Origin of the sequence: Nocardioides panacis, assembly GCF_019039255.1 — a bacterium.
Taxonomy (GTDB): domain Bacteria; phylum Actinomycetota; class Actinomycetes; order Propionibacteriales; family Nocardioidaceae; genus Nocardioides_B; species Nocardioides_B panacis.
The window spans coordinates 4332179-4346441 of sequence record NZ_CP077062.1; the positions used below are offsets into that span (position 1 = coordinate 4332179).

The 14263-nt window shown below is 73.9% G+C and carries 12 protein-coding genes; 3 read left to right on the plus strand and 9 right to left on the minus strand.

The genetic code is table 11. The annotated features are described in order from the left end of the window. The first annotated feature begins 20 nt into the window (after positions 1–20). Positions 21–2207, plus strand: coding sequence for a HelD family protein (locus KRR39_RS21190; protein WP_254185317.1), 2187 nt, complete (start codon positions 21–23; stop codon positions 2205–2207). Between the two features lie 136 nt (positions 2208–2343). Then, on the plus strand, positions 2344–4248 hold the full coding sequence (locus KRR39_RS21195; protein WP_216939375.1) for an anthranilate synthase family protein: 1905 nt from the start codon (positions 2344–2346) through the stop codon (positions 4246–4248). Positions 4249–4345: 97 nt separating this feature from the next. Here KRR39_RS21195 and KRR39_RS21200 read toward each other — a convergent pair whose 3' ends face one another. The 8 genes from KRR39_RS21200 to KRR39_RS21235 all read right to left on the minus strand — a co-directional run bounded on the left by KRR39_RS21200 (position 4346) and on the right by KRR39_RS21235 (position 11856). Continuing rightward, positions 4346–5737, minus strand: coding sequence for a S1C family serine protease (locus tag KRR39_RS21200; protein WP_216939376.1), 1392 nt, complete (start codon positions 5735–5737; stop codon positions 4346–4348). Between the two features lie 24 nt (positions 5738–5761). Further along, positions 5762–7162 (minus strand): HAMP domain-containing sensor histidine kinase, encoded by a 1401-nt coding sequence (locus KRR39_RS21205; protein WP_216939377.1) that lies wholly within the window; start codon positions 7160–7162, stop codon positions 5762–5764. Next, the gene (locus KRR39_RS21210) at positions 7159–7872 is read right to left on the minus strand and encodes a response regulator transcription factor (RefSeq protein ID WP_216939378.1); all 714 of its coding nucleotides are present in this window, start codon (positions 7870–7872) and stop codon (positions 7159–7161) included. The genes KRR39_RS21205 and KRR39_RS21210 overlap by 4 nt, the downstream gene beginning before the upstream one ends. Before the next feature lie 83 nt (positions 7873–7955). Next, on the minus strand, positions 7956–9185 hold the full coding sequence (locus KRR39_RS21215) for an EAL domain-containing protein (protein ID WP_216939379.1): 1230 nt from the start codon (positions 9183–9185) through the stop codon (positions 7956–7958). A 144-nt stretch (positions 9186–9329) separates the two neighbouring features. Then, positions 9330–10211 (minus strand): fructosamine kinase family protein, encoded by an 882-nt coding sequence (locus KRR39_RS21220; protein WP_216939380.1) that lies wholly within the window; start codon positions 10209–10211, stop codon positions 9330–9332. A gap of 1 nt (position 10212) precedes the next feature. After that, positions 10213–10758 (minus strand): low molecular weight protein-tyrosine-phosphatase, encoded by a 546-nt coding sequence (locus tag KRR39_RS21225; RefSeq protein ID WP_254185318.1) that lies wholly within the window; start codon positions 10756–10758, stop codon positions 10213–10215. After that, positions 10755–11129 (minus strand): phage holin family protein, encoded by a 375-nt coding sequence (locus KRR39_RS21230; RefSeq protein WP_254185319.1) that lies wholly within the window; start codon positions 11127–11129, stop codon positions 10755–10757. Before KRR39_RS21230 ends, KRR39_RS21225 begins: the two co-directional genes overlap by 4 nt. A 58-nt stretch (positions 11130–11187) precedes the next feature. Further along, positions 11188–11856 carry a GntR family transcriptional regulator gene (locus tag KRR39_RS21235; protein ID WP_216939381.1) on the minus strand — a complete coding sequence of 223 codons (669 nt, stop codon included), beginning with the start codon at positions 11854–11856 and terminating at the stop codon, positions 11188–11190. Positions 11857–12091: 235 nt separating this feature from the next. Here KRR39_RS21235 and KRR39_RS21240 point away from each other — a divergent pair, with 235 nt between their 5' ends. Further along, complete coding sequence (locus KRR39_RS21240; RefSeq protein ID WP_216939382.1) at positions 12092–12988, plus strand: dimethylarginine dimethylaminohydrolase family protein; 897 nt, start codon at positions 12092–12094, stop codon at positions 12986–12988. 266 nt (positions 12989–13254) lie between these two features. Here the strand turns inward: KRR39_RS21240 and KRR39_RS21245 are convergent, their stop codons facing one another. After that, a complete protein-coding gene (locus tag KRR39_RS21245) occupies positions 13255–14205 on the minus strand; it encodes an EamA family transporter (RefSeq protein WP_216939383.1) in 951 nt (316 codons plus the stop codon). Positions 14206–14263 lie beyond the last annotated feature (58 nt).

Below are 14263 nucleotides of genomic sequence, written 5' to 3' on the forward strand. Positions count from 1 at the left end.
CCGCATCCAGGAGCCGAAGCTTGTCGATCGACCAGGCCACGAACGACACCGTGGCGCAGCAGGAGCTCGAGCACGAGCAGGAGTTCGTCGACGGCGTCTACGAACAGCTCGAGCGATCCACCAAGAACGCCCAGGAGCTGGCGCGGGAGGGGCACGGCCGCGCGCACCTCGGCCACGAGGGCGGTCTCGTCGAGCGCGACGCGATGGTCTTCCAGGCGGCCAAGCGGATCGCCACCCTGAACGCCGCCCACGAGGGCCTGGTGTTCGGCCGCCTCGACCTGTCCACGCCGGGCGAGGCGCCGCGCTACATCGGCCGGATCGGCCTGCGCGACGAGGACCGCGACACGCTGCTGATCGACTGGCGGGCCCCCGCGGCGGCGGTGTTCTACCAGGCCACGGCCGCGGATCCGCAGGGCGTCGTACGGCGCCGGGTGCTGCGGTGCGCCGGCGCCAAGGTCGTCGCCGTCGAGGACGACCTGCTGGACTCCGAGATCGAGACCGACCTGGTCGTGGTCGGCGAGGGCGCGCTGATGGCGCAGCTCAGCCGGGCCCGCGACCGGACCATGCACTCCATCGTGGCCACCATCCAGGCCGAGCAGGACAAGGCGATCCGGGCGCCCAGCAAGGGCGTCGTGTCGATCTCCGGCGGCCCCGGCACCGGCAAGACCGTCGTCGCGCTGCACCGTGCCGCGTTCCTGCTCTACAGCGACCGGGCCCGCTACGAGCGGGGCGGCGTGCTGATCATCGGCCCGTCCGGGGTGTTCATGCGCTACATCGAGCGGGTGCTGCCCTCGCTCGGCGAGACCGCGGTGGCGCTGCGCTCCCTCGGCGAGGTCGTCGACGGCCTGCGCTCCTCTCGGCACGACGAGCCGGCGGTGGCCGACGTCAAGGGCTCCGCGCGGATGGCCGAGCTGATGCGACGTACCGCGCGCCAGGCCGTGCCGAACGCGCCCCGCGACCTGCGGGTCTTCTACCGCGACGACAACCTGGTGCTCGGCCCCCGCGAGCTCGCCGCGGTGCGCCGACAGCTGCTGTCCCAGGGCAAGCGCAACCGGCAGGTGCCGCGGGTCGCGAACGCGCTGCTCGACGCCATGTGGCGCCAGGTCCGCGGCGAGCGCGGCCGCGAGCGGGGGCGCGAGGAGTTCAACGACACGTTGCTCGGCACCGCGGCCTTCGTGGACTTCGTGCTCTCGTGGTGGCCGCCGCTCGACGCCACCGACGTGCTCGGCTGGCTGCGCGACCCCGAGGTGCTCGGCCGGGTCGCCGAGGGCGTGCTCAGCCGCGGGGACCAGGCGCTGCTGTCCCGCTCGTTCGGCCCGGTGCGCGAGCCCCGCGAGGTGCGGACCACCCCCGACGACTGGTCGATCGAGGACATCGCGCTGCTCGACGAGCTGCGCTACGAGCTCGGCGACGTGCCCCAGAAGCCGCGCGGGGACCGCGACGACGACAACGACCCGCTGGCGCACCTGTTCGACGACGAGGTGCCCGAGCTGACCACGTTCGTGGACCGGGACGCGCCCCGGCAGAACCCGCGCACCACGGTCCGGGTCGAGGACGACGGCTACGCCCACGTGCTGGTCGACGAGGCCCAGGACCTCACCCCGATGCAGTGGCGGATGGTCGGCCGGCGGGGCCGGGTGGCGACGTGGACCGTCGTGGGCGACCCCGCGCAGTCCTCCTGGCCGGTGCCGGCCGAGGCGACCACGGCCCGCGAGGCCGCCCTCGGCGACAAGCCGCGGCACTCCTTCCACCTGTCCACGAACTACCGCAACAGCAGCGAGATCTACGACTTCGCCGCCCGGTACGCCGAGCGGGTCGGCCTCGACGCCGACCTGCCGAACGCCGTGCGCGCGACCGGGATCGACCCCGAGGAGCGGACCGTCGTCGACCTGCGCGAGGGCACTCACGACGCCGTCAAGGAGCTCGCCGGCGCTGTCGAGGGCACGATCGGGATCGTCGTACCGGCGGCGCGGCGGGACCAGGTGCAGGGCTGGCTCGAGGGCTGGACCGACCTCGCCGAGGCGGCGGCCGGCGGCAGCCTGGCCCGGGTCGCGGTGCTCACCGGCCTGGAGACCAAGGGCCTGGAGTTCGACGGCATCGTGGTGGTCACCCCCGACGAGATCGAGGCGGAGTCGGTCACCGGCCGCGCGACGCTCTACGTCGTCTACACCCGGGCCACCCAGCGGATGATCACCCTCACCACCTGACCCCGACCCGGCGCGTCTGGCGGCGAAACGCCCGCCCACCCGGCGCGTCTGGCGACGAGCCGCCGCCAGAGTCGCCGGGTGGGCGGGGGTGAGACCGCCAGAGTCGCCGGGTCGGCGGTGGGTAGAGTCCGGCGCTATGGACGCCTCGCCCTTCCCCACCGCAGCGGCCGGACTCGAGGCGATGCTGGGGCACGAGGCCTGGGCGGTGATCCGGCTGCGCGACTCGGGCACGGTGACCCTCGTCGGCGGCGCCCGCAGCGAGGTGGGGAGCCTGCTCGACGTCCCCCTCGAGGAGGGCGTGCCGGACCCCGCGCGCCGGTTCGACCGGCTGGTCGCGATCCCGTTCCGGCAGGTCGCCGAGCGCGGCTTCGAGGCCCACGACGACGGCACCCCGCTGACCGTCGTCGACATCGAGCAGGAGACCGAGGTCCCGCTCGCCGAGCTGCTGGCCGCACTGCCGCGCGAGGAGCTGACCTTCGCCGACCGCGGCGGCTTCGACACCACCGACGAGCAGTACGGCGTCGTGGTGGACGCCATCATCCGCGACGAGATCGGCCACGGGGAGGGCGCCAACCTCGTCATCGGCCGGCACTACCGGGCCCAGGTCGAGGACTGGGACGCGGCCAAGGCGCTGACCGTGCTGGGCCGGCTGCTGGAGCGCGAGCGCGGCGCCTACTGGACCTACTGCTTCTTCACCGGCGACCGGTTCCTGGTCGGCGCGAGCCCCGAGCGGCACGTGTCGGTGCACGGCGGCGACGTCCGGATGAACCCGATCAGCGGCACGTTCCGGCTCAAGGGGCTGACCGACGAGCGCGAGCGGAAGGCGCGGCTGCTGGACTTCCTGGCCGACGAGAAGGAGATCTACGAGCTCTTCATGGTCGTCGACGAGGAGCTCAAGATGATGTGCGACATCTGCCACGAGGGCGGCCAGGTGCTCGGCCCGTTCCTCAAGCCGATGACGCACCTGGTGCACACCGAGTACCTCCTGGCGGGCCGCACGGACCGCGACGTGCGCGAGGTGCTCCGCGACACGATGTACGCCGCCACCGTCACCGGGTCGCCCGTGGAGAACGCCTGCCGGCTGATCAAGAAGTACGAGCCGGAGGGGCGCGGGTACTACGGGGCCGCGCTCGCCCTGCTGGGCCGCGACGCCGCGGGGGAGGCCACCGCCGACTCCCCGATCGTGATCCGCACCGCCGACGTCGGGCTGGACGGCAGGCTCAAGGTCACCGCCGGCGCGACGCTGGTGCGCGACTCGCAGGCGGCCCACGAGGTCGCGGAGACGCACGCCAAGGCCGGCGGGATCCTGGCCGCGTTCGGACTGGTCGACCAGGCCACGTCGGCGGCCGAGGGCCTCGACGAGCTGACCCGCGACGAGGACGTCGTGATCGCCCTGGGCAGCCGCAACCAGCGGCTCAGCCGGTTCTGGCTGACGGACCAGGGCGGCTCGCCTCCCGCGCCCGAGCTCAAGGGCAGGTCCGCGGTGATCCTCGACGGCGAGGACGACTTCGTGAACATGCTCCGGCACGTCCTCGCGGTGATGGGCATGACCAGCTCCGTGGTCCGGCACGAGGACTTCACCCCGGAGGCCGTCGACGGCTTCGACCTGGTGATCGTCGGGCCCGGCCCGGGCGACCCGCGCGACGCCGAGCACCCCAAGATCGCCGCGTTCGGTGCCGCGGTCGACGTGCTCCTGGAGCGCGAGCAGCCGTTCCTGGCGGTCTGTCTCGGCCACCAGGTGCTCTGCGGGCGGCTGGGCATCGACCTGGCGTTCAAGGACATCGTGTTCCAGGGCACCCAGTCGCGGGTGGACCTCGGGGAGCGCGAGGAGAACGTCGGCTTCTACAACACGTTCGTCGGCCGGGTCGGCGGCGAGCTGCCGCCGGGCGTCTCGACCCGGGCCGACCCGCTGACCGGGGACGTGCACCTCGTGGAGGGGCCGCACTTCCGCGGCATCCAGTTCCACGCGGAGTCGATCCTGACCGAGCACGGCTACGAGCTGATCCACGACCTGGTCCTGGACCTGCTGCACACCCCCTGACGCACGAACCCCCCTCCCCGTCGACCCTGTTTCGACGAGGAGGGGTGGTCGTCAGGCCCGGGTGGACCTGACCCGGGGCCCGGGTCGGCGGGGGTGCCTAGCTGCTGGCCGAGCCGCCGTCGCTGTCGAGCGTGACCTGGACGGTGCGGGTCTTGTTGCCGCCCGCGACGACGGTCAGCGTGACCTTGTCGCCGGGACGGTGGCCGCGGATCGTGGCGACCAGCGAGTCGGACCCGGTCACCACCTGGTCGTCGACCTTGGTGACCACGTCGCCGCGCTTGAGCCCGGCCTTCTGGCCCGCCGAGCCCTGGTTGACCGACTCGATGCCGGCGCCGCTGAGCAGCCCGTTGGTCGAGGCCGCGTCGGACACCGAGACGCCGAGCCGGGCGTGCGTGGCCTTCTCGCCGTTGCGGAGCTGCTGCACGACCGGCCAGACCTGCTCGATCGGGATCGCGAACCCGAGGCCGATCGAGCCGCCGGAGGACGAGTCGGGGCCGCCGCTGGACGCCGTACGGATGGAGGAGTTGATGCCGATCACGTCGCCGCTCAGGTCGACGAGCGGGCCACCGGAGTTGCCGGGGTTGATCGCCGCGTCGGTCTGGATGGCGGGGTACGTCGTGTCCTGGCCGCTCTGGTCGGACTCGCTGCCTACCGACACCGGACGGTTCAGCGCGCTCACGATGCCGCTGGTGACCGTGGCCTCGAGCCCGAACGGCGAGCCGATCGCCACCACGTTCTCGCCGACCTCGACCTTGCCGGAGGTGGCGATGGTGGCCGGCTGGAGACCGGAGACGCCCTCGGCCTTGATCACCGCGAGGTCGGTCAGCGGGTCGGTGCCCACGACCGTGGCCTTCTTGGCGCTGCCGTCGTTGAAGTTCACCGAGATCTCGCCGCCCTGGCCGGCGACCGCGGCGACGTGGTTGTTGGTGAGGATCTCGCCGTCGGAGCTGATCACGATGCCGGAGCCGGAGCCCTCGCCCTGCTGGCCCTTGACGTTGATCTTGACCACCGAGGGCAGCACCGCGCGGGCCACGGACTCGACCGAGTCGGCGGCCGGGGCGACGTCCTTGTGGGCGACCACCGGGGAGCTGGTCGACCCGGCCGAGGACGTCTGCGAACCGGAGCCGCCCCCGACCAGGTCGTCGACCGCGGTGAACCCTGCTCCGCCAGCCAGGCCGCCGAGTCCACCTACGACGAGGGCCGCCGCCAGGAGCGCGGCGACCACCCCGCCGCTCGGACGGGAGGGCCGCGTGCGAACCGGCCCTGCCTGCTCCGTGCGGTCGGCGAAGCCGAACCCGAACCGTGCGGTGTCCCCGCTCGCAGGTGCGGGTGCGGGTGACGGCGAGGCGACATGCGGGTCCGGCCGGTCAGGGGTGCGGCCGGCCTGGGCGCCGTACCGGTGGGAGGTTCCCGCGGTCCGGTCGTCCGTGGACCCGGGGGTCCGCTGCGTCTCGTCGTCGTTGCCGTGGTTCGGGCTCTGCTCCGTCATGTCCACCACGATGGCGGTGCAGGCTTAAGTGCCGCTGAGAGAGCGCTGGGACGCGGCCGTGACTCTGCCGGGGACCTCGAACCAGAAGGCGGCCCCACCCTCGGTGGACCGGCCGACCTGCACCTTGCCGCCGTGCCGCTCGGCGACCTGCCGGACGATCGCCAGGCCGAGGCCGGAGCCGGGCATCGTGCGGGAAGCGGTGGAGCGGTAGAACCGGTCGAAGACGTGCGGCAGGTCGTCGTCGTCGATGCCGTGCCCCTGGTCGGACACCAGCAGCGTGCCCTCGGTGAGCCGGACGGTGACCGTGCCGAGCGGCGGGCTCCACTTGGCGGCGTTGTCGAGCAGGTTGGTGACCGCGCGCTCCAGCGAGGCGGAGTCGCCGACGACCCACCAGGGGTCGGCGTGCAGGTCGAACTGCAGGCTGCTGGCCCGCCGGCGGACCCGCTGCACGGCCCGCTCGGTGATCTCCGCGAGGTCGACCTCCTCCAGCGCCCGGGCCGCCGGCTCCTCGCGGGCGAGCTCGGTGAGGTCGCCGATCAGCGTGGTCAGCTCCTCGATCTGGAACCGTACGTCGTCCAGCAGCTCGATCCGCGCGGACTCCGGGAGCCCGCCCTGCCGGTCGGCCTGGGTGAGCAGGTCCAGGTTGGTGCGCAGCGAGGTCAGCGGGGTCCGCAGCTCGTGCCCGGCGTCGGCGACGAGCTGGCGCTGCCGGTCGCGCGAGGCCGACAGCGCGGCCAGCATCGCGTTGAACGCGCGGGCCAGCCGGGCGATCTCGTCGTTGCCCTCCACCTCGATCGGGTCGAGGTTCTCGGTGCGGGCGATGTCCTCGGCGGCCTCGGTCAGCCGGCGCACCGGCCGCAGGCCGTTGCGGGCGACGCCCCAGCCGGCCAGCGCCGCGGCGATCACGCCGGCGATCCCGAAGATCGCCATCACCGCGCCGAGCCGGTCGAGCGTGGACTCGTTGGCGTCGAGCGACTGGGCCACCACCAGCGCGATGCCGTCGGTGTTGGTCGGGATCGTCGCGACCCGGTAGTTCGTGCCCTGGCTGGAGATCGTCCGGCAGGAGTAGTCGCTGGTGCCGCGGGCCACGGCCAGCTCGGGGGCGCCGAGCTGGATGGTGTCCTGGTTCGGCCCCTTGGTGGTCACGATCCGGCCGTCGGCGGTGACGTAGCCGACCTTGGTGTCGGTGGCGCCGAGCATGAACGCCGGGATGTCGCGCACCGTGTAGTCGCTGAGGTCGTACTGCGCCGCGACGTACGCCCGGCGGTGCAGCGAGGCGTCCATCGAGGACTGCAGCTGGTGCCGGACGGTGAGGTACGCCGCCAGCGCGACGATCGCCACGGAGAGGCCGACGGCGAAGGTGGTCAGCAGGATGACCCGGCTGGCCAGCGACCGCCGGTAGCGGAACCGGGACGGGCCGTTCATGACTCTTTGAGGACGTACCCGACGCCGCGCACCGTGTGGATCAGCCGGGGCTCGCCCTCGGCCTCGGTCTTGCGGCGCAGGTAGCCGACGTAGACCTCGAGGGAGTTCGCGGTGGTGGGGAAGTCGTAGCCCCAGACGTCCTCGAGGATGAACGAGCGGTCCAGGACCCGGCGCGGGCGGTGCAGGAACATCTCCAGCAGCGTGAACTCGGTGCGGGTCAGCTCGATCGGGCGGTCGCCGCGACGTACCTCGCGGGTGGCGAGGTTCAGGGTCAGGTCGGAGAACGACAGCACCTCCTCGTCGAGGCCGTCCGGTCCGGGGGTGTGCACCCGGCGGAGCAGCGCCCGGAGCCGGGCGAGCAGCTCCTCGAGCGCGAACGGCTTGGTGAGGTAGTCGTCGGCGCCGGCGTCGAGGCCCTCGACCCGGTCACCGACCGAGTCGCGCGCGGTGAGCACCAGGATCGGCAGGTCGTTGCCGGCGGTGCGCAGCGCCCGGGTGGTCTCGATGCCGTCGAGCCGCGGCATCATCACGTCGATGACCAGTGCGTCGGGCGGCTGGCCGGCGATCGTGGCGAGCGCCTCGGCCCCGTCGCTGGCCAGGCTGACGGCGTAGCCGTTGAACTCCAGGGACCGGCGCAGCGACTCGCGCACCGCCCGGTCGTCGTCGACGACCAGGACGTGGGGGGTCGGTTGCTCGGTGCCTGTGGTCACGTCCCAACTCTGCCACCCGTGCCTGAGTCGCGGCTGAGAACCGGCCGAGGGGTGCCGGTGCGGTGCCGGGCGGCGCGTCCGGGTCAGCCGCGGGTGTCGGCGAGGTAGGTGACCACGCGCTCGATGGGCACCGCCCCGACCAGCCGGCCGCCGTCGTCGACGCACAGCAGCGGGTCGAAGCGCTGGGCCGGGATCCGGGCCACCGCGCGGTGCGCGGCGTGCGCCACCGTCGTGTCCTGGTCGATCCAGGTGCTGGCGTCGGCGAGCTGGACGCCGCGCGCGCCGACGACCGCGACGGGCCGCGACTCGGCGTCGACCAGCACCACCAGCGGCGCGGAGACCACCTCACCGTCCAGGTCCGCGTCCTCGGCGGCGAACGCCTCGCGCGCGGTGGTCAGGTCGCGGACCACGACCACGTCCTGGGTGAGCAGCCGCAGGCTGTCGCGGGCCACCGGGAACCGGCGCAGCTTGAGGTGCGCGGAGGTGTCGGTGTCCAGGTCGGCCCAGGGCAGCGCGGGCCGGGCCAGCAGGTAGCCCTGCGCCATCGTCACGCCCAGCGACACCAGGGTGTCGAGCTCCCCGGAGCGCTCGATGCCTTCGGCGAGCACCTCGGCGTGCACCCGGGTGGCGAACGAGCCGATCATCTCGACCAGGGCGCGCTTGGTCTCGTCGCAGTCGATGTTCTCGATCAGCCGCCGGTCGAGCTTGATCAGGTGCGGCTTGATCCCGACGATGTGCTGCAGCCCGGCGTAGCCGGCGCCCGCGTCGTCGAGCGCGATCAGCGCACCCACGCCCCGGAGCCGGTCGAGGATCGGCTGGAGCGCCTCGTAGGAGTCGATGCGGGCGTGCTCGGTGAGCTCGATGATCACCCCGGACAGCGACGGGTGCTCGCTCCACACCGCCTGGACGACGGGGTCGGCGATCACGTCCGGGCCGATGTTGACCGACAGGAACGTGTCGGCCGGCAGCTCGTCGCGGGAGTCCAGGGCGCGGCGCAGGGTGAGGCTCTCCAGCTGGGCGCCGCAGCCGTGCCGGTGCGCGGCGGCGAACCACTCGAGCGGGTCGGAGACCGAGTAGCCGTCGAACCGGGCCAGCGCCTCGTAGCCCACCACGGTGCCGCGGACCAGGTCCACGATCGGCTGGAAGTGCACGCCGACCCCGACTCCGCGCAGCGCGGAGCCGAGCATCGCCGGCCAGTCGACCTGGCTCGGCAGCGCGGCGAGCGCGGGCTGGCCCGGGGGCGTGGGCGGTCCGGGAGGCGTGGGCGTGCCGGAAGGGCCGGTGGTCGCGCGGACCGGCATGGCGGGCTGCATCAGGGTGGCTCCTGGTCGGGCCGGCAGGGAGCGGGCGCCGGAGTGGCGCTCGGGGCCCGGACCTCGACGTCCGCATGCTGGCACGCGGAGCCCCATTCCGTCCTGATGTCGCGCGGCGTGGCGTCTTAAGGAGTACGAACCGGGTCAGAGCAGGCTGCGCGCCGCGTCGCCCGCCCGGGCGCCGTACCCGCTGCCGCCGGAGCCGGACCCGAAGTGGCAGGCGTGCACCAGCAGCGGGAACAGCTGGTGCAGCGCGACCCGGTCCTGCCAGCCGTCGGCGAGCGGGCTCACCTCGGCGTAGGCCTCCAGCACCCGGGGCAGCTGTGGGCAGCCGAACAGGCTGAGCATCGCCAGGTCGGTCTCCCGGTGCCCGCCGTGCGCCGCGGGGTCGATCAGCCAGACCCGGGCGCCCAGGCCCCACACGAGGTTGCCGGACCAGAGGTCGCCGTGCAGCCGGGCCGGCGGCTCGTCGGGGCCGGCGAGGTCGACGATCCGGCGCACCACCCGCTCCACCGCGCCGGCGTCGGCCGCGGAGATCCCGCCCCGGTCGCTGGCGAGCTTGAGGTAGGGCAGCACCCGGCGGGTCGCGAAGAACTCCGGCCAGGTGGGGGCGCCGCGGTTGGGCAGCGGCAGCGTGCCGATGTAGCCGTCGGTGCCGGACCCGGTGCCGAACCCGTCGGCCCCGGCCCGGTGGGTGGCGGCGAGCTGGCGGCCGAACGCCTCGGCGCCGTCGGTGGTGGGCCGGCTGGCCTCGATCCACGCGACGATCAGGCAGTCGTCCTCGACGGCGAGCACCTGCGGCGTGCCCACGCCGCCGGCCTCGGCCAGCCAGCGCAGGCCCGCGGCCTCGGTCCGGAAGAAGTCGGCCGGCGCGTGCGGCCGGGTCTTGATCAGCGCGGAGGTGCCGTTCGACAACCGGAGCCGGGTGGCGGTGCAGATGTCCCCGCCGGCCACCGGCGTGGTGGCCACGACGGCGGTCCCGAGCAGCGTCTCCGCCCGGTGCGCGACCCCGCCCAGCCGTGCCACGTCAGTCGCCCGGCTCCACCGCGACGGGCCGGGCCCCGCGCAGCGCCGCGTCCAGCGCCGCGACCAGGGCGTCGCAGGTCCGCTCGACCATCGCCAGCACCGCGGCGAAGCCGTCGTCGCCGCCGAAGTAGGGGTCCGGCACGTCCCGGTCGTGCTCGCCGGCGCGCGGGTCGAAGTCGCGGAACATCCGCACGGTCGCGTCCGGTCCCTGCGCGACGATGTCGGCGTAGTTGTCGGCGTCCATGGCCAGCACCAGGTCGGTCTCGGCGAACCACTCCGGCCCGAACTGCTGTGCGACGTGCCGCGAGGCGTCGTACCCGTGCGTGGTCAGCAGCGCCGCGGCCCGCCGGTCCATCGGGCCGCCGACGTGCCAGCCGCCGGTGCCCGCGCTGACCACCTCCACGCGGTCGCCCAGCCCGGCCGCGTCGACCCGGTCGGTGAGCACCACGTCGGCCATCGGCGAGCGGCAGATGTTGCCCAGGCACACCACCGCCACGCGGTACGGCGCACCGCCGGGCCGGGTCGGCGCGGGGAGGGCGGCCGTCACCGGTCACCCGGCAGGACGAGCTCGAGGCACCAGCTGACCACGCTGATGATCAGGGCGCCGACGATCGCGGTCCAGAAGCCGTCCACCGAGAAGCCCAGGCCGAGCTGCTCGGAGAGCCAGCCGGTGAGCATCAGCATCAGCGCGTTGATCACGAAGATCAGCAGCCCGAGCGTGAGCAGGATGAAGGGGAAGGAGAAGAACTTCACCACCGGCCGGACCACGGCGTTCACCACGCCGAACAGCACGCCGACCACGAGCAGGGTCAGCAGCTGGTCGCCCCGGCCGGCGTCGGTCAGCCGGATGCCGGCCAGCAGCCAGGCGGCGGCCGCGATCGCGACGGCGTTCACCACGACCCGCATCAGGAAGCTCACGCCCCGATCTTGCCAGGTCGCCACCAGCGGGGTGCGGGAGCCGGGAGCCGGGCGGCCCTCAGGCCAGGTCGAGGGCGGTGAGCATCGAGGTCTCGGCGTGCTCGAGGTGCCGGGTCAGCTCGGCGGCCGCCTCGTCGAGCCGGCCGGCCTCGAGCAGGTCGACCAGCGTGGTGTGGGAGTGCACCTGGTCGCCGGCGTTGCGCCGGATCCGGTCGACCTTGGCCAGCGCGAGCCGGATCTCGGAGGTCAGGGACTCGGCCAGCGCGACCAGCCGGGTGGACCCGGTGAGGCCGACGAACGAGCGGTGGATGGCCAGGTGGGCGGCGGTCAGCTCGGCCGGGCTGGCCCCGGAGCCGGCCGCCTCGGCGAAGTCGCGCAGCGCCCGGCGGCAGGCCTCCCGGGCCTCCTCCCCGGCCTCGGCCCACCGGTGCACCCCGGCCACCTCGAGCACCAGCCGGGCGGCGGACACGTCGTGCACGGAGGCGGGGTCGGGCTCGGTGACGTGCACGCCGCGGTTGGGGGTCCGGGTGGCGAGCCCCTCGGCCACCAGCACGCCGAGCGCCTCGCGGATCGTCGAGCGGGACACCCCCATGGCGCCGGCCAGCGCGACCTCCCGCAGCGGCGTACCGGCCTCGACCTCGCCGTCGAACAGTGCCCGGCGCAGCTCCTCGGCGACCCGGTCGACGGTCGAGGAGTGCTCCAGGCTGAGCGTCTCGAACGGGTTCACCGGTGCTGCCCTCCCTGGGGTGCCGTGGGGAACCGGGCGGGCGGGCTGCTCGCGGGGCTCCGGCCGTCACGCGACCCGAACGCGGGTGTGACGCCCGCGACACATTGTCGGACAAAACTTGACGGGCGGGCCACCCCGGGTCGCATACTGGGCTCGCGTCTGATTGTCCGACAATCCGACCAGCGGTGTGACCGAGGCCGCGGGGACGTCACGAGACCAGCCGAGGAGGCGAACGATGGAGCAGCACACCCTGAGCTGGGGCCGGCGCTACCTGATGGTGGAGCCGGACCACTTCCGCGTGGACTACGCGATCAACCCCTACATGGACGTCCGCGACCAGCCCGACCCGGCGCTCTCCCGTGAGCAGTGGCGCGGGCTCGTCGAGGCGATCCGGTCCGCCGGCGGCGAGGTCGAGGTGCTCGGCCAGCGCGCCGACAGCCCCGACATGGTCTACGCGATGAACCTCGGCCTGGTGGTCGACGGCGGCCCCGCCGGGGCGGACCGGCGGGTCGTGCACTCGCACATGCGCCACCCCGAGCGCCGCCGCGAGACGCGGACCGCGCAGCCGTGGTTCGCCGCGCACGGCTTCGCCGGGACGTACGTCGGGCGGGACGGCGTCGGCGCGCACTTCGAGGCCGGCGACGCCTTCGCCTGGCGCGACGCGCTCGTCGTGGGCTACGGCCCGCGCACCGAGGAGCTCGGTCTCAAGCACCTGGCCACCGAGCTGGACGTCCGGGTCCGCGGGCTGCGGATCACGCACCCGGGGATGTACCACCTCGACCTGGCGTTCTGCCCGCTCGACGAGACCCGCGCGATGGTCTGCCCGTCCGCGCTCGACGAGGCCTCCGCCGCGGCGCTGCTGGCCCTGGTGCCCGAGCCGCTGGTGCTCACCGAGGAGGAGGCGCTGACGTTCTGCGCCAACTCGATCGTGGTCGGCTCGACCGTGCTGATGCCCGCCGTGCCGGACCGGGTCCGCGCGCAGCTGGAGGACTGGGGCTTCGAGGTCGTGCTGGTCGACGTCGGCGAGTTCCACAAGGGCGGCGGCTCGGTCCGCTGCCTGACCAACCCGCTCGACGTGGTCCGGGGCCGCGACCTGCCCCGCGTCGCCGGCGGCGAGGTGCTGCTGCCCTGACCTGCGAGCCGCCGGACCCGCCGGCGGCCGGCGGACGGCGCGGCACGGGCCCGCACACCTCGCGGTGTGCGGGCCCGTTCCCGTGGTCTCCCACGTGTCCCCCCCGGAGGTGGCACCGCGGTTCCCGTAGCAGGACGGGGCACGTGGTGCCGTGCCGGCGCCGACCAGGCCCCCCCTCGCGCCGCCGACCGGACCAGCCTGCCCGATCCACCGACTCGTCCGCGTCGTCCGAATGGTCGGTTCGAAACCATCCGGACAGGGGAGGTTCACACGAGGTGGGGTGGTTCGACCCGGACGGTCCGGCGGGCGCTCTGGGCCACGACGATGCCCGCGACCACGGCCACGCCGCCCGCCAGCGCGACCGCGTCGAGCGTCTCCGCGAACCAGACCCAGCCCAGCGCGCTGACCCCGATCGGCTCGAGCATCGCGACCATCGTCACGGTGGTGGCCGACAGGTGCCGCAGGGCCAGCAGGGTCAGCCCGAAGGGCAGCAGCGTGCCCACCACGACGATCCAGGCCAGCACCGCCCACACGGGTGCGCTGGCGCCGGCCAGCCGGCCGAGCAGCGGGGCGTGCGTGCCGAGCAGGCCCCAGCGGGTGCCGGTCAGCGGGTGCACCACGTTGAGGCCGACGGCGGCGACCCCGAACGACCAGAGGATCACCCGCAACGGGTCGAGCCGCCCCACGCCGTGCTCCCCGATCAGGAAGTACGCCGCGAAGCAGACCGCCGCGCCGAGGCCCGCGAGCACGCCGACCCCGTCGAGCACGAGGCCGCGCCAGATGCCGGTGGCCGCGGCCAGCCCGCCCCAGGCCAGCGCGAGGCCGCCCCACAGCCGCGGGCGGACCCGCTCGTGCTGCACGAAGCGCGCCCACAGGGCCACCAGGATCGGTGCCTGGTACTCCAGCAGCAGGGCCATCCCGACCGGCAGCCGGTCGATCGCCACGAAGTAGGTCCACTGCAGGGCCGCGACGCCCAGCAGCCCGTGCGCGACGACGAGCAGGCCGAGCCGCCCGGGCGGTGGGCGCAGCGCGTCCCGGCGGAACAGCACGGCGACCAGCAGCAGCACCGCGAACGTGCCGCTGACCCGCAGGGTGGTCAGCGCCACCGGGTCGACCCCGGCACGCAGGGCGACCCGGGACACCCCGGCGTTCTGGATGAACAGGGCCGACCCGACCACCACGAGGGCGAGGCCGACGGCGGGGCTGCGGGGCTGCATGCGCCCGAGCGTAAGGGGTGTAGACCGCTCTCACCCCTGTCGTACCAGGGGCTGGGAA

Coding starts and splice junctions, on each gene's coding strand:
- KRR39_RS21205 (WP_216939377.1), bottom strand. CDS start 7,162: ATGAACGGCCCGTCCCGGTTCCGCTACCGGCGGTCGCTGGCCAGCCGG.
- KRR39_RS21195 (WP_216939375.1), top strand. CDS start 2,344: ATGGACGCCTCGCCCTTCCCCACCGCAGCGGCCGGACTCGAGGCGATG.
- KRR39_RS21240 (WP_216939382.1), top strand. CDS start 12,092: ATGGAGCAGCACACCCTGAGCTGGGGCCGGCGCTACCTGATGGTGGAG.
- KRR39_RS21245 (WP_216939383.1), bottom strand. CDS start 14,205: ATGCAGCCCCGCAGCCCCGCCGTCGGCCTCGCCCTCGTGGTGGTCGGG.
- KRR39_RS21200 (WP_216939376.1), bottom strand. CDS start 5,737: ATGACGGAGCAGAGCCCGAACCACGGCAACGACGACGAGACGCAGCGG.
- KRR39_RS21215 (WP_216939379.1), bottom strand. CDS start 9,185: ATGCAGCCCGCCATGCCGGTCCGCGCGACCACCGGCCCTTCCGGCACG.